The 21,506-nt window shown below is 59.3% G+C and carries 18 protein-coding genes; 11 read left to right on the forward strand and 7 right to left on the reverse strand.

The features are described 5' to 3' along the window. The first annotated feature begins 99 nt into the window (after positions 1-99). Positions 100-1,293 carry an ISL3 family transposase gene (locus H598_RS0110345; RefSeq protein ID WP_028112189.1) on the forward strand — a complete coding sequence of 398 codons (1,194 nt, stop codon included), beginning with the start codon at positions 100-102 and terminating at the stop codon, positions 1,291-1,293. Between the two features lie 23 nt (positions 1,294-1,316). Here H598_RS0110345 and sohB read toward each other — a convergent pair whose 3' ends face one another. Next, on the reverse strand, positions 1,317-2,351 hold the full coding sequence (gene sohB / locus H598_RS0110350) for a protease SohB (protein ID WP_028112958.1): 1,035 nt from the start codon (positions 2,349-2,351) through the stop codon (positions 1,317-1,319). 93 nt (positions 2,352-2,444) lie between these two features. Further along, a complete protein-coding gene (locus H598_RS0110355; RefSeq protein WP_028112959.1) occupies positions 2,445-4,862 on the reverse strand; it encodes a VolA/Pla-1 family phospholipase in 2,418 nt (805 codons plus the stop codon). A 318-nt stretch (positions 4,863-5,180) separates the two neighbouring features. Here H598_RS0110355 and H598_RS0110360 point away from each other — a divergent pair, with 318 nt between their 5' ends. Next, on the forward strand, positions 5,181-5,924 hold the full coding sequence (locus H598_RS0110360) for a YciK family oxidoreductase (protein WP_156896996.1): 744 nt from the start codon (positions 5,181-5,183) through the stop codon (positions 5,922-5,924). A 225-nt stretch (positions 5,925-6,149) separates the two neighbouring features. Further along, complete coding sequence (locus H598_RS25535) at positions 6,150-8,801, forward strand: bifunctional diguanylate cyclase/phosphodiesterase (protein WP_051252655.1); 2,652 nt, start codon at positions 6,150-6,152, stop codon at positions 8,799-8,801. A 57-nt stretch (positions 8,802-8,858) separates the two neighbouring features. Here H598_RS25535 and rluB read toward each other — a convergent pair whose 3' ends face one another. The 5 genes from rluB to rnm all read right to left on the reverse strand — a co-directional run bounded on the left by rluB (position 8,859) and on the right by rnm (position 12,627). Next, a complete protein-coding gene (gene rluB / locus H598_RS0110370; protein WP_028112961.1) occupies positions 8,859-9,722 on the reverse strand; it encodes a 23S rRNA pseudouridine(2605) synthase RluB in 864 nt (287 codons plus the stop codon). A 12-nt stretch (positions 9,723-9,734) separates the two neighbouring features. Next, positions 9,735-10,313 (reverse strand): SMC-Scp complex subunit ScpB, encoded by a 579-nt coding sequence (gene scpB, locus H598_RS0110375; protein ID WP_028112962.1) that lies wholly within the window; start codon positions 10,311-10,313, stop codon positions 9,735-9,737. Further along, positions 10,310-11,113 (reverse strand): segregation and condensation protein A, encoded by an 804-nt coding sequence (locus tag H598_RS0110380; protein ID WP_028112963.1) that lies wholly within the window; start codon positions 11,111-11,113, stop codon positions 10,310-10,312. Before H598_RS0110380 ends, scpB begins: the two co-directional genes overlap by 4 nt. 63 nt (positions 11,114-11,176) lie before the next feature. Beyond that, entirely contained in the window at positions 11,177-11,797 is a 621-nt protein-coding gene (locus tag H598_RS0110385) for an L-threonylcarbamoyladenylate synthase (RefSeq protein WP_028112964.1), read from the reverse strand. Further along, the gene (gene rnm, locus H598_RS0110390; protein ID WP_028112965.1) at positions 11,794-12,627 is read right to left on the reverse strand and encodes an RNase RNM; all 834 of its coding nucleotides are present in this window, start codon (positions 12,625-12,627) and stop codon (positions 11,794-11,796) included. The genes H598_RS0110385 and rnm overlap by 4 nt, the downstream gene beginning before the upstream one ends. Positions 12,628-13,150: 523 nt before the next feature. Here rnm and H598_RS0110395 point away from each other — a divergent pair. From H598_RS0110395 to H598_RS0110430, 8 genes are all read left to right on the forward strand, one after another. Then, positions 13,151-14,164 (forward strand): bifunctional 3-deoxy-7-phosphoheptulonate synthase/chorismate mutase, encoded by a 1,014-nt coding sequence (locus H598_RS0110395; RefSeq protein WP_028112966.1) that lies wholly within the window; start codon positions 13,151-13,153, stop codon positions 14,162-14,164. 2 nt (positions 14,165-14,166) lie between these two features. Beyond that, positions 14,167-15,720: an anthranilate synthase component 1 gene (locus H598_RS23995; RefSeq protein ID WP_035415804.1), complete on the forward strand. Its 1,554-nt coding sequence runs from the start codon at positions 14,167-14,169 to the stop codon at positions 15,718-15,720. After that, positions 15,717-16,313: an aminodeoxychorismate/anthranilate synthase component II gene (locus H598_RS0110405; protein ID WP_028112967.1), complete on the forward strand. Its 597-nt coding sequence runs from the start codon at positions 15,717-15,719 to the stop codon at positions 16,311-16,313. Before H598_RS23995 ends, H598_RS0110405 begins: the two co-directional genes overlap by 4 nt. Continuing rightward, positions 16,307-17,329, forward strand: a complete 1,023-nt coding sequence (trpD, locus tag H598_RS0110410; protein WP_028112968.1) for an anthranilate phosphoribosyltransferase — start codon at positions 16,307-16,309, stop codon at positions 17,327-17,329. The genes H598_RS0110405 and trpD overlap by 7 nt, the downstream gene beginning before the upstream one ends. A gap of 3 nt (positions 17,330-17,332) precedes the next feature. Then, positions 17,333-18,685, forward strand: a complete 1,353-nt coding sequence (gene trpCF, locus H598_RS0110415; RefSeq protein ID WP_028112969.1) for a bifunctional indole-3-glycerol-phosphate synthase TrpC/phosphoribosylanthranilate isomerase TrpF — start codon at positions 17,333-17,335, stop codon at positions 18,683-18,685. Positions 18,686-18,706: 21 nt separating this feature from the next. Continuing rightward, complete coding sequence (trpB, locus tag H598_RS0110420; RefSeq protein WP_028112970.1) at positions 18,707-19,894, forward strand: tryptophan synthase subunit beta; 1,188 nt, start codon at positions 18,707-18,709, stop codon at positions 19,892-19,894. Then, a complete protein-coding gene (gene trpA, locus H598_RS0110425; protein WP_028112971.1) occupies positions 19,891-20,694 on the forward strand; it encodes a tryptophan synthase subunit alpha in 804 nt (267 codons plus the stop codon). The genes trpB and trpA overlap by 4 nt, the downstream gene beginning before the upstream one ends. 105 nt (positions 20,695-20,799) lie before the next feature. Beyond that, positions 20,800-21,351 carry a septation protein A gene (locus H598_RS0110430; RefSeq protein WP_028112972.1) on the forward strand — a complete coding sequence of 184 codons (552 nt, stop codon included), beginning with the start codon at positions 20,800-20,802 and terminating at the stop codon, positions 21,349-21,351. Positions 21,352-21,506: the final 155 nt, after the last annotated feature.

Below are 21,506 nucleotides of genomic sequence, written 5' to 3' on the forward strand. Positions count from 1 at the left end.
TTTGGTTCTTCGCAGATTAGCGGGAACTAGATACGAGAACGGCTGGAAAGGTTATTGTGTAGTCGCCAAACAAACCCAATAACCAACCAGCCGTTCTCGATGCCGAAGCTTACCTTGCCTGTCTCACTGTGGGAAGGGTTTTCCCCCACTCATACTGAGCTCCACCACGACACTCTTACCATCCATTTGACCCCTACGAGCCCCGGTCGATGTCACTGTGGCCAGCCAGTCACTCAGGTCCATGATGTTTCCTCGCGCACTGTCCAGGAGCGAGACATTCTTGGCTATCGCACCCTGCTATCGCTGCCGCTACGCCGACTTCGCTGCTCTGGTTGTGGAGTAACTACCGAGAGCCTCTCCTGGCTTGAACCCCATGCGCGGCAGACCAATCTGCTGATTCATTACATCGAACACTTGCTTAAGCTGATGCCCATCAAGCACGTTAACGAGCTGACTGGTTTGCACTGGCACACCCTCAAGCGCCTGGATATGCGGCGCCTGACCCGAGAGGTGATGGAACCTGACTGGAGCCAGGTGCGGCGTTTGGTCATGGACGAGTTTGCCCTGTTCAAGGGCCACCGCTACGCCACGGTCATCGCTGATGCCGATACCCATCAGGTGCTGTGGGTCGGCGAGGGCCGTAGTCGAGAAGCAATACGGCCGTTCTTCCTACAGTTGGGGGAGCACTGCCAGTACATCGAAGCGGTGGCCATGGATATGAATACCGCCTTCGACCTGGAGGTGGCTATGCACTGTCCAAACGCCGAAGTGGTCTATGACCTGTTCCATGTGGTGGCCAAGTATGGCCGGGAAGTGGTGGACCGGGTTCGGGTAGACCGAGCCAACGAGCTGAAGCAGGACAAACCGGCCAGAAGAAGGGTGAAGCGAGGTCGTTGGGTGTTGCTGAAGAATCGGGAGAACATGACCGGCAAGCAACATGCCTATCTGGAGGAGTTGCTAGCCGAGAACCGGTCGCTGATGGTTGTGTACCTGATGCGAGAGCAACTGAAGGAGTTGTGGTATGCCGACAGTCCCGATGTTGCTCTGAACCAGTGGCAACTGTGGTGGCAGCAGGTCACCGAGAGCGGTATAGAGCCGCTAATCCGCTTCGCCAGGAAGCTCAAACCTTACCTCAAAGGCATCGTCGCCTCAGCGACTTATCGGCTGCATACCTGCAAGCTGGAGGGGATGAACAACAAGATAAAGGTCATCAAACGCATGGCCTACGGATACCGGGATAGCGACTACTTCTTCTTGAAGATACGAGCCGCTTTTCCCGGTAATGCGCGATGAACCTTTTTTTAGGGGGATTGAAGCTACACTCGCGAGCGCTGATTCAGCTCCGCCAGCTTCATGGTCACCGCTTCCAGCGCTTCGGAAGCGCCGCGGCCGAAGCGATTGGCCAGGTTCTTTTTGATCACATAGCTTAACTTCAGTACCTCTTTGTCCTTGGCCTGTTTCATCAGCCAGTCGTCGGAGGTGCTCAGCTTATCCACCAGCCCCAGGTCCAACGCCTGAGTCGCAAACCAGTGTTCGCCGGTGGCCACCTTACCCAGATCCAGCTCGGGGCGATAGCGGCCGATGAAGTCCTTGAACAGACCGTGGGTCTCTTCCAGCTCCTCGCGGAACTTCTCTCTAGCCGAGTCGGTGTTTTCACCAAACATGGTCAGGGTGCGCTTAAACTCACCGGCGGTGTGCTGTTCAAACTCAATGTTGCTCTTTTTCAGAAGCTTATTGAAATTAGGAAGCTGGGCAATGACACCGATAGAGCCGATGATGGAGAACGGTGCCGCCACAATGTGGTCCGCCACACAGGCCATCATGTAGCCACCGCTGGCCGCCACCTTATCCACCGCGATGGTCAGCGGAATGCCCGCCTCCCGCAGCCGCGCCAGTTGACTGGATGCCAGGCCATAGGCATGCACCATGCCACCGCCACTCTCCAGTCGCACCAGCACCTGATCCTGCTTGTCGGCCACCGTCAGCAAGGCACTGATCTCCTCTCGCAGACTGACCACCTCGGACGCCTCGATGCCGGCTTTAAAGTCCAACACAAACACCCGGCCATCGCGGGGCTTATCGACGTTGGCTTTCTCCTCTTTCTGGCGGGCCTTTTCGGCTTTCTTCTCCGCCTTCTCTTTGGCCTTCAGTTGCTCCTTAGTCAGCAGCGCACCCTCGAGGTGATGCTGATAGTCTTCCAACTGGTCCGACAGACAGGTGACCTGCAGCTCGCCCTTCTGGCCACGCTGCGAGCGCCCGACCTGGGCCGCCACCAAAATGATCGCCACCACGGCTACCACCAGGGTCAGGGCCTTTGCTAAAAACAGGCCGTACTCAAATAAAAACTCCAAAATCAGCTCCCTAGCTTTGTTTGGCCCTTATTCTATAACGAATCCAAAAAAAAGACCCAGCCTTGGCTGGGTCCTGTTCAGAGTTTACTCAGTTCAGGGACAAGGCTGAGTCACCACGTCGTTGCTCACCGGCAACGACATCCCCAGGCTGGCCGCAAATTCGGCCACCTGAGCCTGCATTTCAGCCGTAGTCGCGGCGGCATTGACGCCGTCGGTCACGCCGGGGATCTCGTTGGGGCTCAGCAGCGAACCGTGGTGGCCCTTGCTAAAGCGCACCGCACCACTGGCGTCGGCCCCCTGCAGAGTTTCATCCACACAGCCCAGGCCGATGGCGGCAATCAGAGGCTCGGTTCCCGACAGAGGCGCACCGGCCACGGTATTGGGCAGCACCTGGTCCGGCAGGTTGGTGTCGCCGTCGCCAACGATCTCCTGCACGTGCACCTTGGCATTGGTTGACGCCAGGGCCGCCGCATGGTTGATGGGATCAATCGCCTCAATCTGAGTCTGAATCGAGAACATCAGCAGCGGAATCACCTCCTCCTGCACCTGTTTGGCAAAGGCTTCGTATTCAGGCGTACCCGGCTCGGGAACCGGTACGCCGGCTTCCTCCGCCAGCACCTTAATCAGCTCATTCACTAACAACGGGCCAAAAGTGGCACTGCCGGCAAACACTCCGGCCAGACCGGCGGCCGGCGCCGACAGCGACGCCGCCTGAATGGTGTAAGGGTTCATCTCGGCCGGAACGCCGTCGATCGGCAGGTTGGCGTAGGTGGTCAGGTCGGCACCGGTAATGGCACCCAGGCTCAGCCCCTGCATGGTGACCTTGGTCAAATCATAGGTCGGCGCACCGCCGGCTCCCACTTCGGCCATGACCATGCCAGTGACTGCCGCCCGCACTGCCAGGTGGTCAATCAGCGCTTGACGGAAGTTATCCCGTACGGTCAAACCGCTGCTGATGTTGATGAACACCAAACCGGAACCATTGGCAAACTGCGGCCCAAAACTCGGGTCACTGGCGCTGATCTCGTACACGCCGTCGCCATTGAAATCAAAGCCACGCTCACCGTGCAGCGGCATGTCGATGGCAATGGTAGCCAGGCCCGCCGCCGACATGGCGCCGGAATTGGCCAGGGTGGTCTCCTTGGTGGCGCTCAATCCGTGCAGCGCCATGCTCAAGGGCCAGCCGGTGGCCGGCTTGGACACGGTAATGCCCAGCGCCGCCAACTTGGCCGCATTTGGCATGGTCATCAGCACAGGTACCGTCTGTGCCGACTTCGGAGCCGGTACCGGGTTGAAGCGGGTCAGGTGCTGCTGCACATCCAGATCGCTGCCGTCGTCGGCAAGGATGGTACAACCGACAATCTCGGCCGGGTTGGAGATCGCTTCCACCGGATCGCGACCACAGGCCACCACTTGCTCAGAGAACTTCTCCAGCGTCAGGGTGCCCGCCTGCAGCGCCTGCAGCACCGCCAACGGGCTGTCCCCCAGAGCACGCCAGGTGCTGGAGATGGTCGGGTCCGCCGGCGTCGGCGCGGTCAGGTAGTAAGGCAGAGTCAGTTCGGCCTTAAATACGTCGGTGGCGTCGGCCAACAGATAGGCGACACCGTCGGCCGGTGTCAGCGGCAAATAGTTGGCGGCGGTACCAGCTGGCATCGGCGGTGCGGTCCAGACTGGTTTAAATGGCGCGTGCTCGGCGGCGGGAGACACCACCAGTTGCTTGGTGATCTCCAGTACGTCAAACACCGATTGAGTGGTGTAGACCCCACTGTAGGTGATGCTGTCCGGGTCGACACCAAATCCGGCGGCCAGGCTGCCTTCGTAGTTGTTGACCAGCGCCTGCAGGTCCCGAGAGCTCCCTTCCGGCAGTGGCTTGGTATTAATATCTAACTTCAGCTGTTTATAGGTTTCCGATGCTTGCAACTGGCGGCCGTCAGAGTCCTGCAGCAGATCGGTGGTGATGTACAGGTATCCACTGGTGGCTGGCAGCGGCTTCAGCGGCTGGGCAATCACGGTGTTGCCGGATACGGCGGTAACAAAGTCGCTGCCCCAAACCAGCTCCTCGCCCACCTTACACACGCTCAGTGACGGCGCGGCGCTGCACTCGGCATCCGGCGACAGGGCGCCGCCCAGAGTCACGGAGAACACCCGTACGGCACCGGCCTGGGCCACGCTGGTGGCGTCAATGGTTAAGCCTTCCGGCAGTTCGATGTTTAGCTGAATCGGCTGCGTGGTGGACCAGCCATCCAGTGCGCCCAGGGCGACCATAGGATCGGTGTAATCCGGCGTATCGCCGGCGGCCACTTCATCGGGAATCTGCAAGGTTCCGTCGGGAGTCCCCAGGAACAACAGGTCATTCGGCAAAGGCAGCACACCATTTGCCGGATCAAAGGCCACACGGGCTGAAACTGGAATCGGTTTGGCGTTGTTCACGTCGTCGTTGTAGCTGTCTCCGTTACAGCCTGACAGTGCCAAAGCCGACAGGACGGCAGTACTAACCAGCAGTCGTCTCATTTTCTCTCCCCAATCCTTGTTGTAACCCACGGCTGCCCCCAAGGGATTAAGGGCTGAACAGGTCTGCGACCGTGAGTATTAGTTTTGTTTTCCGTAATTAATTTCGTCACAATAGGCGCGATTCTGGCGAATATGACGCTCTATATGCCGATTGCGACCTATTTCAAAGTAACGCAAAAACCATAACTTAGCTACATTTTTGCAACGAGCAGCCGGTTCTGCGGTCCTAACAAAGCAATCAAATGTTTAAAACAACTGTTTGCCGCCGCCGCAAAGCCACAAATGACGCGTATTACAAAAAAAGGATGGCGTTAAAGGATGTTGGATTACAGCCCCAAAAAAGATCTGCTTACTGACAAGGTAATCCTGGTCACCGGCGCCGGAGACGGCATTGGCCGTCAGGCTGCCCTGACCTACGCGGCCCACGGTGCCACCGTGATTTTACTTGGCCGCAGCGTCAACAAGCTGGAAGCGGTGTACGACGAAATTGAAGCCCTTGGCGCACCACAAGCGGCGATCATTCCGCTGGATATGCAGGGCGCCACCGAGCAGAACTACATCGACATGGCCGACACCATCGAAGGCCAGTTCGGCCGCCTCGACGGCGTGCTGCACAACGCCGGTATGCTCGGCAGCCTGACCCCCTTGGAACAGGTCTCCACCGAGATGTTCAATGAGGTGATGCAGGTAAACCTGACCGCTCAGTTCGTGATGACCAAGGCACTGATGCGCTTGTTCCGGCAGCAAAATGCCGGCTCCATCATCTTTACCTCTTCCGGCGTGGGTCGCAAAGGCCGGGCATTCTGGGGCCCCTACGCCATCTCCAAGTTTGCCACCGAAGGGATGATGCAAGTGTGGGCCGATGAACTGGACGACACCCAGATTCGGGTCAACTGCATCAACCCCGGCGCAACCCGCACCAAGATGCGCGCCCTGGCCTACCCGGCCGAAAACCCGGAAACCCTGAAGACGCCACAGGAACTGATGCCGCTGTACCTGTACCTGATGGGCGATGACAGCCTCGAGGTTAATGGCCAGAGCATCGACGCTCAGCCAAAATAGCCGTCACGGCACCCCTAATTCCAGGCGCGGGCTGATCACATTCAGCCCGTTTTTTTTAAGACAGGGCGCAATACTGGCCAAACCTTTGCCGCATTCATAAGCACTCTGTAACGAATTCATTATAATAGCCTGACTTAAGAGGGTTTAATGATGAAACCGACGCCAGGTCGTGACACACTAGATGCCCCGTTATGATGCCCCTATAGACAGAGCCCTTTTGAGCCAATGAAATGGAATAATGCTGCCCCCCTTCCCTCTGCAGCCAAACGGAACAGCAAGCGCTCGGACTCCGGCCTCAAACCTCTTTATGGCGCCGTGGCAGCTTCGGCCATCTTTATCTTTACCCTGGCCCTGACCATCAGCGCCGCCAAGACCATCGAAAACTACGAGACCGACAAGCAACGCAACCAGATCTACGACTTCCTCAGCAGTGCCGAAGAACGCATGGTCTCCGAGGTCGCCAAGATTCACTCGGCCATCTACCTGGCCGCGTCCTCCATCCAGCAGCACCACCAACAGCCCGACCTCAAGCAGCGGTTTCAATCACTGGCCTATCTGGTGCTGCAGAATAACCCCAGCGTCCTCAGCCTGGATATTGCCCCGGGGGGGCGCATCTGGGCGGTCTACCCGCAGATCAGCAACAATGCCATTGGCCACGACACCAGCGACACCCTCTCCAGCCGCGAGGCAAGGCGACTGCGAAAGGCGGTGATGGGCGGTCCCTATACCCTGTACGCCGGCGGCACTGGCCTGGTGCTGAGCCAGCCGATTTTCGTCTCGGACAACGCGGAAAATCCGCCACTGACGCCGGCCGACGGCGAGCGGTTCTGGGGCTACATCAATGCGGTGATGCGCTTTGGCGACAGCAAGATGCTCAGTGGACTGGATATCCTCGCCAACGACACCATCAACTACAGCCTCTATTGCGGCAACGTCATCGCCAAGCATGTGTACAACAACAGCGGCGACCCGGTGGAAAAGGGCCTCAAACGCAGCTTCACCGTCGATGGCCTCAGCTGTGAGCTCAGGGCCGAATCCAAACTGCAACAGCAGACCCCGATCTCGGCGCTGTTTATCTTCCTGTGTGGCCTGGTAACCGCCACCCTGATGAGCTTCTGGGCCTGGCAACAGAGCACCGCCAAGCGGCAACTGGAGCTGCTGGTGGCACAAAAAACCAAGGCTCTGCAAGACTCGGAACTGCAGTTTCGCGAGCTGTCGGAACGCTCACTGACCGGCATCTTTATCATCGTCCACGGCCGCTTTACCTACACCAACCCCACCATGTGCAACACCTTGGGTTACAGCGCCGATGAACTGTTCGCCATCAAGGATCTGTCGGAGCTGATTCATCATCAGGACTACCTGCGCATTCAGGAATGGCTGGACGATCCCAGCACGGTGGAAAGCCCCAATAACGAGCGGGACAGCCAGCATCTGCACCAGCGAGTGCGCTGCTTCAACAAAGCCGGGGTCACCAAACACCTGGAGTTTTACTGCGTGACCACCGAATATCGCGGCGAAACCGCCATCTTCGGCTCCATGCTGGACGTCACCAGCCAGGTGGCCGCCGAGCGTAAGATCACCTACCAGGCCTACTACGATCAGCTCACCGGCATGCCCAACCGGGCGTCGTTTCAACAGCGAATCAAGCAATCCATCGCCGCCGCCAGTGGCCATCAGCAACTGGCGTTGATGTTCATCGACCTGGATAAATTCAAGACCATCAACGACAGCCTCGGCCACGACTACGGCGATCAGTTGTTGAAGCTGGCGGCCTCGCGACTCAAAACCTCGTTAAGAAGCGATGACTTCATCGCCCGCATCGGTGGCGACGAGTTCTCCATCCTCATTGAGGACTATCAGGATAAACATCAGATAGAACAGATCGCCCAGCGGGCCATCAATGCCTTTAAGGAGCACTTTACCCTCAAGGGCAAGAACTTCTACATCGGCCTGAGCATCGGCATCTGCCTGTACCCCAATGACGGCGAAGACGCGGAAACCCTGCTGAAAAACGCCGACATCTCCATGTACCTGGCCAAGAACAGCGGTGGCTCCAGCTACAAGTTCTTTGACGAAAGTGAATCCCACCTGTTCTACAGCAAACTGGATCTGGAGAACGAGCTGCGCAACGCGTTGGATCAAGGCGGGCTGCATCTGGAGTATCAGCCGCAAAACTCGCTGGTCAGCGGTGACATCATCGGCACCGAAGCCCTGGTGCGCTGGTACCATCCGGTCAAAGGACGAATTCCTCCGGTGGAGTTCATTCCGGTAGCCGAGGAGAGCAGCCTGATACTGGAGCTGGATCGTTACGTACTGGAGCGGGGCTGTAAGCAGTTGGCGCAGTGGCAACAGAAAGGCATCAACGTCAAGCTGGCCATTAATATCTCTTCGGCGCAGCTGGAGAAAGGCGACCTACTGGGGCTGGTCAGTACCTGCCTCGATACCTACCAGATTCAGCCAGACAGGCTGGAGCTGGAGATCACCGAAAACTCACTGATCAAGAGCCCAACCGAAGTGGCCGCCATTCTCAGTGGTCTGCAGGAGATGGGGGTCAGCATCGCCATCGACGACTTTGGTACCGGCTACTCGTCGTTTGCCCTGCTCAAAGATCTGCCCATCAATAAGATCAAGCTGGATAAGAAGTTCATCGACGCCATCGAAACCGATGCCAAGGATCGCAAGATCATCAACACCATCGGCGAGCTGGCACGGTCACTGCAGTTGCAACTGATTGCCGAAGGGGTAGAGAGCAACTCCCAGGTAATGCGGCTCTTGGAATGCGGCTGCTATCAGGGCCAGGGGTTCCTGTTTGCCCGCCCCATGAGCGCCAGTGACTATGAAGAGATGCTGGCCCACAGCCACATCATCGACTAATCCCGGTCACAGGCACAAAAAAACCAGCCACTTGGCTGGTTTTTTATTGGCTTGCGCTTAGCGCTTCGGCCCCTTCGCCGGGCGATGCTTCTTAACGGCACGGCGAATCTTACCGGTCTTAATCTTGTTCTGACGTCGAGCCGCCTGCTTGTCCTTATCCATCAGGGTGCGGGACTCGGTGCCCAGGTCCACCAACTTGCGCAGGTAGTTAACCTGGTCCAGTTGCAGCTCTACCCAACCGCCGCGAGGCAGGCCTTTCGGCAGCGTGATGTCACCGTAGCGGATACGCATCAGGCGAGACACTTGCATCCCCTGACTTTCCCACAACCGGCGCACTTCACGGTTACGCCCTTCACTGAGGATGGCGTGGTACCAGTGGTTAAGGCCTTCGCCGCCCGCGGCAATCAGTCGCTTAAACCGAGCCGGACCGTCTTCCAGCTCAACACCGGTGCGCAGCGCCTGCAGATTCTGCTCGGTGACTTCGCCAAAGACCCGTACGGCGTACTCCCGCTCCACTTCCCGAGACGGGTGCATCAGCCGGTTGGCCAGTTCACCGTCAGTGGTAAACAGCAGTAATCCTGAGGTGTTGATGTCCAGGCGCCCCACGGCCACCCAGCGACTGCCGCGCACTTTAGGCAAACGATCGAACACCGTCGGCCGCCCCTGCGGGTCGGTGCGGGTACAGAGTTCGCCTTCCGGCTTGTAGTACGCCAGCACTCGGCAAATCACTTCATTTTCAGCCTGAATGGACACCAGGTGGCCGTCAACCCGAATCAGAGCATCGCTACCGGTCTCAACCCTATCGCCCAGCTTGGCGACACTGCCATTCACACTTACTCGACCGGCCTCAATCACAGCTTCCATCTCACGACGGGAACCGTGGCCAGCTCGAGCCAACACCTTCTGTAGCTTTTCGCTCATCAAATCTCTTCTTTAATGTACGGAGTCTGCGCTTTTGCCGGTATCGAGCAGGGCCTCGATGGCACCTTCATCACTCAATGCCGGCAACTGTGCCAGACTCTCCAGGCTAAAATACTGCAAAAATGCATCGGTAGTCGCATAGAGGGCGGGCCGTCCCGGCACCTCCTTATGTCCCACTACCTTAACCCAATCTCGTTCTGTCAGGGTGCGGATAATATTGGAACTCACCGCCACCCCACGAATTTTTTCAATCTGTCCCCGAGTCACCGGTTGCCGATAGGCAATCAGAGCCAGAGTTTCCAGCAGCGCCCTGGAGTAACGGGGCGCTTTCTCCTGCCACAGGGCACTTAAATGGGCGCTCAGATCCTGGTTGCTCTGGAACCGGTAACCACCGGCCACCTTGACCAGATTAATGCCTCGACCGGCGTAATCGCCTTCCAGCTCGTCCAGCACCTCGTTGATGCGCCCCAGGCTGACCTGCAGGCTGGCCAGCACACTCTGGCGCAACCCCTTGGCAGACATCGGTGCATCTGCCACAAACAACGCCGCCTCAATCAACTGCTTTAACTGAGTGTCATTAATACGACTCATGCTCGGGCTCTCACGTAGATGGCACTGTCAGGCTGTGCCTGTTGAATCTCAACTAAGCGCTCTTTCGACAACTCCAGTATCGCCAAAAACGACACCACCACACCGGCGCGCCCCTCTTCGGGCGTAAACAGAGCCACGAAGGGCGTAAAACGTTCCGGTCCCAATTGACTCAGGATGTGGCTCATCCGCTCCCGGGTCGACAGGGCCTCGCGCGCCACCTGGTGCTGCTCAAACAACTCCGCTTTAGCCAGCATGCCCCGCAGCGCCGACACCAACTCGTCCAGCTCTACCTGGGGCGGCACCACCTGGGGCACCAGGTTAGCGGCACGGGCCGCCTGAGCCACCCAGTGTTCGCGCTCCAGCCGAGGCAGTTGCTCCATCTGCTCGGCCGCCTGCTTCAGCACCTCGTAGGCCTGAAGCTGGCGAATCAGCACCATCCTGGGGTCGTCTTCCTCCCCCTCTTCGGTAGCCGGTTTGGGCAGCAGCAACCGGGATTTTACCTCCGCCAGCGTCGCGGCCATCACCAGGTACTCCCCCGCCAGCTCCATCTGCATCTGATCCATCAGTGCAATGTAGTCCATATACTGACGCGTGATCTCAAACACGGGGAGATCCACAATATCCAGTTTATGACGACGAATGAGGTACAGCAGCAGGTCTAACGGTCCCTCAAATGCTTCGAGAATAACCTCGAGGGCATCTGGCGGAATGTACAGATCCGCAGGCAACTCCACCATTGGCTTGCCGCGAACCACGGCAAGGGGCAGAGGAGGCTGAACCGTTAATGGGGCTTGAGTCATATCAGATCATGCTCATAGCAAACGCCGCTATTATAGGTATTTGGGGGTAAAAAGCTAACCATACTATAAAAACGGAGTCGAATCCCCCGCCCCTTCACGAACCACAACCACGTCATCGTCGCTGCAATCCACCACCGTGGTCGGGCTTTCACTGAGGTAACCGCCGTGAATGATCAGATCCACCTGGTGTTCCAAACGGTCACGAATCTCTTCCGGATCCGACTCGGCGAACTCTTTCCCTGGCAAAATCAGGGTGCTGGACATCAGCGGCTCACCCAGCGCTTCCAGCAACGCCAGGGCAATGGCGTTGTCGGGAATGCGAATGCCGATGGTCTTACGCTTGTCATTCAACAACCGGCGCGGTACCTCTTTGGTGCCTTTGAAGATAAAGGTATAGGCCCCCGGGGTATTGTTGCGCAGCAACCGGTACGCCTGATTGTCCACTTTGGCGTACAGAGACAACTCCGACAGATCCCGGCACACCAGGGTAAAGTTGTGGTCACTGTTGATCTGACGAATGCGGCAGATCTGTTCCAGCGCCTTTTTATTGCCAATCAGGCAACCGATGGCGTAACCGGAATCGGTGGGATACACCACCACGCCGCCGTTGCGAATGATGGCCACAGCCTGGCTGACCAGCCGGGTCTGCGGGGTTTCAGGGTGTACATAAAAAAACTGACTCATACTTCCTCCAGGCCAAGCCGTTGCCAGACACCGGGAAGATCCGGCAGATGCAGATGCCTTCCCAGTTCAATCCAACGGCCCGGTTGATGAAAATCACTACCGACCGAAGCCAGCAAACCGTGCTCCTGGCACAGTTGGGCTAAAAATTGTCGCTCCTGAGGTGGCTGCTGACACAACACCACCTCCATGCCATCCCCTCCCACCTCGGCAAACAGCGCCAACAGCTTGCGCAGCCATTTGTTGGAGAGACGATAGCGGCAAGGGTGGGCAAGCACCGCCAGCCCCCCCGCCTGGTGAATCACCGCCACGGCGGTCTCGATGTCACACCAGTTATTGGGCACGTAACCGGCCTTGCCCTTGCCTAAATACTTATCGAAGGCCGCCTGTTGTTGGCTGACCAGTCCCCGGTCCATCAGTACCTTGGCGAAATGACCACGGCCGACCGCACCATTACCAGCCTTGCGTTTGGCCTCCTCATAGACCCCGTCGATGCCCCGCTTCGCCAACCGCACGCCGATCTCCAGCGCCCTGGCCTCACGGCGCTGACGCTGCTGCGCCAGCAGTTCCACCATTGCCGGCTCGGCCGGATTGATGCCCAGCCCGACGATGTGGATGTCGAAACTGTGCCAACGCGCCGAGATCTCCACCCCGTCGATGATGGTCAATCCGGTTCCCGCCGCCGCCCGGTGCGCTTCCTCCAGGGCGTCGGTGGTGTCGTGATCGGTAATGGCCAGCACCGCCAGCCCCTGATTACGGGCACGACCCACCAGTTCACTCGGAGTCAGGTCACCATCGGAGGCCTTGGTATGGGAATGGAAATCAAACTTCATCTATCGCCTTTTGACCGCGCCTTGGCAATCTCTCATCAATACAAAACCGCCAGGAAGCTGGCAAAACGTAAACCGGGAAAAAACAACGGGACAGGACAGTCCAGGCAACTAACCCGCATTCTGTTCCCTCTATTGTACGTTAGTTTGTAATATTCGCACCCCCAAGCACGGCTAACCACGGCATTGGCCTGCAATTATTCGCCGATTCAATCTGCGTCCTGGGGCCACAGCGCTTCTGTTACAAACAGCAACAAGGCATTTGCGCCAAAGGTGTTGACACCTCAGCTCCAGCAAGGTAATTTTGCTGTAAACGCCAAGCGTAAACTTATAGATACGGATTTACAGCAATGACTCAGGTTTCCATCTTCACCTCAGCTCACACCACTCAGTGGTGGTGGCGCATCCCAAATAAGCGGGGTGTACGGTGGCCTGTGCCTGAGTAAAAAGAGCACAAACCAAACATCAAAAACCCGCTTTTTAACCGAAGCGGGTTTTTTTATACCTTTTTGACGAGAATATGAACATGATCATTATCTTAAAACCACATGCCAGCAAAGAAGAAGCGCAAAAGCTGCTTCAGCAAATCGAGCAAAAAGGCCTCAAGCCACTGTACATGCCCGGCGTGGAACGCACCGTTATCGGCGCCATCGGCGACGAGCGTGTACTGCAATCCTTACACCTGGACAGTCACCCGCTGGTGGATCAAATCAAGCCCATCCTGTCCTCCTACAAACTGGTCAGCCGTGAACTCTACCCCATCGACACCCGGGTCAAGGTGGGCCGCCACGCCGTCGGTGGCGAAACCTTTACCGTTATCGCCGGCCCCTGTGCGGTAGAAAGCCAGCAGCAACTGGACGGCATCGCCGATTACCTGACCACCCACGCCGTTGCCGGCATTCGCGGTGGCGCCTACAAACCCCGCAGCAGCCCCTACAGCTTTCAAGGCCTGGGCGAAGAGGGGCTGAAGATTCTGAAAGCCACCAGCGACCGCACCGGCCTGCCAACCATCTCCGAGGTGGTGGACGCCAACGACGCGCCGTTGATGGCTCAGTATGTCGACTGCCTGCAGATCGGGGCCCGCAACATGCAAAACTTCCGCCTGCTGGAAGCCGTAGGCAAGTTGGACAAGCCGGTTCTGTTGAAGCGAGGCATGAGCGCCACCATCGAGGAGTTGTTGCTGGCCGCCGAGTACATCGTCAATGCCGGCAACCCCAACGTGATTCTGTGTGAGCGTGGCATCCGCACCTTCGAAACCGCCACCCGCAACACCCTGGACCTCAACGCCGTGGCTTACCTGAAGCAGAAAACCCATCTGCCGGTACTGGTGGATCCCAGCCATGGCACTGGGGTCAGAGAGTTGGTGATTCCACTGGCCCGGGCGGCGGCGGCAGTGGGCGCCGATGGCATCATCGTCGAAACCCACACCAACCCGGCCGAAGCGCTGTCCGACGGACATCAAAACTTAGATCCGCAGCAATTTGATGATTTAATGAGCTCACTGAAGCCGTTTGTGGAAGCCGCCGGAAGGAGACTGTAATCATGACCGAACTGCAGCCGGGTCACAGCCATACCCTGACCCTGACCTGTCGCTATCAACATCAACCGGCGGCCCTGTTTCAGGCCCTGTGTGGTGACAAGGCCAACAGCATGCTGCTGGAGTCTGCCGAGGTGGATACCAAGGCTGGCACCCAGAGCCTGCTGATGATCGATGCCGCCCTGCGCATCGAGTGCAACGGTCGCCAGGTGCGCTGTGAGCCACTGACGCTCAATGGCGAAAGCCTGATTCCGCTGCTCAGCGAACGCCTGGCCACATTTTCTCCGCAGCTGCAGCAAGGCACCCTGTGTCTGACGGTACCAGAGCCACCACGGGATCTGGACGAAGACAGCCGCCTCAAAGCCCCTTCGCCGCTGTCGGTGCTCAGGCTGATTCAACAGAGCATCGAAGATGACGACGCCTGTGCCCAGTCACTGCTGCTGACCGGCGCCTTCGCCTTTGACCTGGTGGCCAGTGTCGAGCCCCTGCCCACGGTCAGCGACGGCCCCAACAACTGCCCGGATTTTCTGTTCTACCTGGCGGAAACCACCCTGGTCATCGATCACGTCCGCCGAACGGCGCGGCTGGTGGGGGCCCTTCAGGGCGGAGACTACAGCGAGCGCTACCACCACCACCTGAGTCAACGCCTGGCGGACCTGGCCCGACAGGTCGATGAGTTCGACGGCAACGAAACTCTGACCCCGGCCCCGACCGCCGCCGTCAGCATCAATCAGGACGACGCCCTTTTCCGCAGCAAAGTCGAGCAGCTGAAGCAGCACATTCGCGCCGGCGACATCTTTCAGGTGGTGCCCGCCCGCCGCTTTTCCCTGCCCTGCCCCCAGCCACTGGAGGCTTACGCCCGCCTGCGCCGGGACAACCCCAGCCCTTACATGTTTGTACTGCAGGACGCCAGCTTTACCCTGTTCGGTGCTTCGCCGGAAAGTGCACTGAAATACAGTGCCGAAAGCAACCAGGTGGAGATCTACCCCATCGCCGGCACGCGAAAACGCGGCCGTAAGCCAGGCGGCGAACTGGACCATGACCTGGATGCCCGCATAGAACTGGGGCTGCGCCAGGATCAAAAAGAAACTGCCGAGCACATGATGCTGGTGGATCTGGCCCGCAACGACATCGCCCGCATCAGCCAGCCCGGCAGCCGCCAAATCCCCGAGTTGCTGAAGGTGGACCGCTACAGCCACGTGATGCACCTGGTGTCCCGGGTGACCGGCCAACTGCGCACCGATCTGGATGCCCTGCACGCCTATCAAGCCTGCATGAACATGGGCACCCTCACCGGCGCCCCCAAAGTGCGGGCCGCCCAACTGCTGCGCCAGGCTGAAGGCGAGCGTCGTGGCAGCTACGGCGGCGCCGTCGGTTATCTCAATGGCCGCGGCGACATGGACACCTGCATCGTGATCCGCTCAGCCCTGGTCAACAATGGTACCGCCCACGTCCAGGCCGGCGCCGGGGTGGTCTTCGATTCCGACCCGCAATCAGAAGCGGACGAAACCTGCAACAAGGCCATGGCAGTCATTCGCGCCATCGGAGGTTCCCTATGACCCCCATCATCCTGCTGGACAACTTCGACTCCTTTACCTGGAATCTGGTGGATCAGTTCCGCACCCTGGGTCACCCGGTCACCGTGTACCGCAACGACATCGATGCCCACACCCTGGCCGATACCCTGATCAACCAGCACCACAATGCGGTGCTGGTGCTGAGCCCGGGCCCCGGTGCCCCAGCCGAAGCAGGCTGCATGATGACCCTGCTGTCTCTGGTGGCAGGCAAGCTGCCGATTCTGGGGATCTGCCTCGGCCACCAGGCGTTGATCGAACACTACGGCGGCAAGGTCGGATTCGCCGGCGAAGTGATGCACGGCAAGGCCAGTCCCATGCGCCACGACAATGGTCCGCTGTTTGCCGGCATGCACAACCCGCTGCCGGTAGCCCGCTACCACAGCCTGGTGGCACACCAGGTGCCGGATTGCCTGTCCGTACCGGCCCAGGTCGGCGACATGGCCATGGCGGTGGTCCACAACCAGCACCGCGCCGTCGGCTTTCAATTCCATCCCGAGTCCATCCTCACTCAGGATGGCAGCGAACTGTTAACCCGAACCCTGAGCTTACTCACCAAGGAGAGCCCGTTATGCTAACCGAATTGATGGCCACCGTAATGAACGGCCAAGCGCTCTCCCAGACCCAGAGCCAGCAACTGTTCGCCCAAATCATGGCCGGAGAAGTGGGTCAGATTGAACTGGCCGGGATCCTCACCGCCATGAAGATGCGCGGCGAGACCGTCGATGAGATCACCGGTGCCGCCAGCGCCCTGCGCGCCGCCGCCACTCCGTTTCCCCGCCCCAAGGGGGATCTGCTGGACATCGTTGGCACCGGCGGCGATGGCGCCAACACCATCAACATCTCCACCACCTCGATCTTCGTCGCCGCCGCCGCCGGAGCCCGCATTGCCAAACACGGCAACCGCAGCGTCTCCAGCCAGTCCGGCGCCTCCGACCTGCTGACCCAGTTCGGCGTTAATCTGACCATGAGCCCGCAGCAGTCGGCCCGCTGCCTGGAACAACTGGGAGTCACCTTCCTGTTTGCGCCGCATTATCACGGCGGCATCCGTCATGCCATGCCGGTGCGCCAGGCGCTGAAGACCCGCACCCTGTTTAACGTGCTGGGCCCACTCATCAACCCGGCCCGCCCCAACCAGATGCTGTTGGGGGTCTACAGCCCGGAACTGGTGCAGCCCATCGCCGAAACCATCGCCGCCCTCGGCGTCGAGCGGGCGCTGGTGGTGCACGGCCTGGGCCTGGATGAGATTGCCATCCACGGCGAAACCCATGCGGTGGAGCTGCTGCAGGGGCAGCTGATTCAGCGCCAGTACACCCCGGCGGATCTCGGTGTCAACCAGCACCATATCGAGGCCATTAAGGGCGGCAATCCGGCCGAGAACCACGCCATCAGCCAGGCCATTCTCGGCGGCGGTGGCACCGATGCCCAGCGCAGCGCGGTGGCGGTCAATGCCGGTGCCGGCCTGTACCTGGCCGGCAAGGCCGACAGCCTGGCAAAAGGCACCGAACTGGCGTTTGCCACCATGGACAGCGGCAAACCCCTGCAGCTGATGCAGGCCTTCGCCGAAATGAGCAATCAGCAACCGGAGCAGTAACCGATGAGTACCATTCTCGACACCATTGTCGCCACCAAGGCCGCCCACATCGACGCGCTATCGCGGCGCTACGGCGAACGGTTGAGCCAGCGAGCGCCAAAGAGTGAGCGCTCACTGTTTGACGCCCTTAAAGGCGGCAATGCCGGCTTCATTCTCGAATGCAAGAAAGCCAGCCCATCCAAAGGGCTGATTCGCCCAGATTTTGATCCGGTGGCCATTGCCACCCTGTACCAACCCTATGCGGCGGCAATCTCGGTGCTCACCGACGAACAGTTCTTCCAGGGCGACTTCGACTACCTGCAAGCGATTCGACAGGCGGTCGAGCTGCCGTTGCTGTGCAAGGACTTCATCATCGATGTGCGTCAATTGCGACTGGCCCGTCACATGGGGGCCGATGCCGCCCTGCTGATGCTGTCGGTGCTGGACGACCCAACATACCGCGCCCTGGCCGAGGAAGCCGACGCCCTGGGCCTGGACATTCTCACCGAGGTCAGCAACCAGCAGGAGTTGGAACGGGCCCTGGCCCTCGATGCCCGCATCATCGGCATCAACAATCGCGACCTGCGCGATTTGTCCATCGACCTGACCACAACCGAGCGACTGGCGGCGCAGATCCCTGCCGATCGAGTCGTCATCAGCGAATCCGGTATCGAAACCCACCAGCAGGTCCGCCAGTTGGCTCCCCATGCCGATGGCTTCCTGGTCGGCAGCAGCCTCACCGCCCAGGCCGACATCGATCTGGCCTGCCGCACCCTGATTTTTGGCCACAATAAGGTCTGTGGCCTGACCCGGCCCGAAGACGCCCGCCACGCCGCAGCCGCCGGTGCCGTTCATGGCGGCCTGATTTTCGCCGCCAAATCCCCCCGCTGCGTCACTGAAGCCCAGGCCCGGGAGATTCGGGCCAGTGCCAACCTGAAGTTTGTCGGCGTCTTCGTCAACCAGGCCATCGACGAGGTGGCCCGACTGGCACACGCCCTCAAACTGGATGCGGTGCAGCTGCACGGCAGCGAAGATGACCACTACCTGGCCGCGCTGCGCCCGCTGCTGGCTGACACCGAAATCTGGAAGGCGGTCAAGCCCGATGGCAGCAACCGGGTCGACAGCGCCGATCGGCTGCTGTTTGACTCCGCCAGCAACGGTCGCTTTGGCGGCACCGGCGAAACCTTCGACTGGCAACGGGTCGGCAGCGAGCGCCGCAACGCCATGCTGGCGGGCGGCCTGACCCCAGACAACGTACAACAGGCCGTGTCAGCCGGATTCCTCGGCCTGGATCTAAACTCCGGACTGGAATCGGCCCCCGGCATCAAACACCCCGATAAAGTCTCGCTGGCGTTTGCCCGCCTGCGACAGTACTAACGAAGAGGCTTAAGGAAACCCATGACCATTCTCAACCCCTACTTTGGCGAATACGGCGGCATGTATGTGCCGCAAATTCTGATGCCAGCCCTTAAGCAGCTGGAACAGGCGTTTGTCGACGCCCAGCAGGATCCGGACTTTCAAAGCGAATTCATGGATCTGCTGAAAAACTACGCCGGTCGGCCAACGGCGCTGACCCTGACCCGCAACTTCAGCCCCAACCCCAAGGTGAAAATCTACCTCAAGCGGGAGGACCTGCTCCACGGCGGTGCCCACAAGACCAACCAGGTACTTGGCCAGGCACTGCTGGCCAAGCGAATGGGCAAAAAGGAGATCATCGCCGAAACCGGCGCCGGTCAGCATGGGGTCGCCACCGCCCTGGCCTGTGCCCTGCTGGGACTGAAATGCCGGGTGTACATGGGCGCCAAAGACGTGGAGCGTCAAAGCCCCAATGTGTTCCGAATGCGGCTGATGGGCGCCGAGGTGATTCCGGTCCATGCCGGCTCGGCCACCCTGAAAGACGCCTGTAACGAAGCGATGCGTGACTGGTCCGCCAACTACGACCACGCCCATTACCTGCTGGGAACCGCCGCCGGACCGCACCCCTTCCCCACCATCGTCCGCGAGTTTCAGAAGATGATCGGTGAGGAAACCAAGCAACAGTTGCTGCAGAAAGAGGGGCGGTTGCCGGACACCGTCATCGCCTGCGTCGGCGGCGGTTCCAACGCCATCGGCATGTTTGCCGACTTTATCGACAACGAGGAAGTTGCACTGATTGGCGTCGAACCTGCAGGCAAAGGCATCGAAAGCGGTGAACATGGCGCGCCTTTGGCCCATGGTACCACCGGCATCTTTTTCGGCATGAAGGCGCCGATGATGCAGAATGAACACGGCCAGATTGAGGAGTCCTACTCGGTGTCCGCCGGGCTGGATTTCCCTTCCGTCGGCCCGCAGCACGCCCACCTTGCCGCCAGCGGCCGAGCGAGCTACCTGTCGATCACCGACGATGAAGCGCTGGAAGCGTTTCAGAAACTGGCCAGCAGCGAGGGCATCATTCCTGCTCTGGAGTCTGCCCACGCCCTGGCCATGGCCCACAAGCTGGCCACCGAGGCAACCGACGACACCTTGATGGTGGTCAATCTGTCCGGGCGCGGCGACAAAGACATCTTTACCGTACACGACATTCTGCAGCAGGAGGGCAAGCTGTGAGCCGTTATCACACCCTTTTTGACACCCTGGCCCTCAAGGGCGAAGGCGCCTTTGTTCCCTTCGTGACCCTCGGCGATCCCGAGCCGGGAATGACTCTGGACATCATCGATGCCCTGGTGGCCGGGGGCGCCGATGCCCTGGAACTGGGCATCCCGTTCTCCGATCCACTGGCGGACGGCCCCACCATTCAGGACGCCACGGTGCGGGCACTCAATGCCGGCACCACCCCGGCCCTGTGCTTTGAGATGCTGACCGAGATTCGCCGCCGCTACCCGCAACTGCCCATCGGCCTGCTGGTGTACGCCAACCTGGTGTTCTCGCCAGGGCTGGATGCCTTCTACCAGCGCTGCCGTGACGCCGGTGTCGACTCAGTACTGGTTGCCGATGTGCCAGTGGAAGAGAGTGCGGAGTTTGCCGATGCCGCGCGTCGCCATGGCATCGCTCCCATCTTCGTCGCCCCGCCAAATGGCGATGAGGCGACGCTCAAAGCGGTGGCCGAACAGGGCGAAGGCTACACTTACCTGCTGTCCCGGGCCGGAGTCACCGGCACCGAGTCCAAAGCCGGTAAACCGGTAGGGCCACTGCTGGATACCCTGAAGCGCTTTCAGGCACCGCCGGCCATTCTCGGCTTTGGCATCTCTGAACCGCAACAGGTCAAAGACGCCATCGCCGCCGGTGCCGCCGGGGCCATCTCCGGCAGTGCCACGGTCAAACTGATCGCCGAGCATCGGCAGGACCCAGCCGCACTGACCCAGGCCCTGACCCAGTTTACTCAGGCGATGAAAGCCGCAACCCGCTGATTTTCGGGTTTTCTGGACCTAAGGTGAACGCCACAGGGCGTTCACCTTTCCTGCCCAGCCGGGATTGGTTAGAATGTGGCACCCTGCTCGCTGAAAACAGAATCCATGAAACAAATACTCGACTTTCTGCCCCTGCTGGTCTTCTTTGGTGTCTATAAATTCTATGACATCTACCTGGCCAGCGGCGCCCTGGTAGCCGCCTCTGCGGTTCAAATCGCCCTGCTGTATCTGCTGTACAAGAAAGTAGAAAAGCAGCACCTGATCACCTTTGCCCTGGTGGCGGTGTTTGGCACCCTGACCATGGTGCTTCGGGATGACACCTTCATTAAGTGGAAAGTCACCGTGGTGCAGTTCCTGTTTGCCGGCGCCCTGCTGATCAGCGAATTGATGGGTCGCTCGCTGCTCAAAGCGATGCTGGGCAAAGAGATGCCGTTGCCGGATCGCATCTGGCGCAACACCAGCTTTGCCTGGGTGGCGTTTTTTATCGCCAGTGGCATTCTGAATATGTACATCGCCTTCAATATGTCTCAGGAGGTCTGGGTCAACTTCAAGGTCTTCGGCCTGATGGGGATGACCCTGGCCTTTACCGTCGGCACCATCGTCTACCTGTACCGGCACCTGCCCAAAGATTTCAAACCGCAGGACAAACAGAAATAATCCCATCCAGCCCGCACCACGCGGGCTTTTTTATGCCCGCCTTTCCCTCTGACTCTCGCTCGTGAGTGTTTAATTCCTAAGCAGATACTTTGCCAAGCGGCGAGCTTTGTACTAGCTGTTAATACTAAAGCCAGCCACCTTCAGAGCAGGCAAGT

Origin of the sequence: Ferrimonas kyonanensis DSM 18153, assembly GCF_000425405.1 — a bacterium.
Lineage (GTDB): Bacteria > Pseudomonadota > Gammaproteobacteria > Enterobacterales > Shewanellaceae > Ferrimonas > Ferrimonas kyonanensis.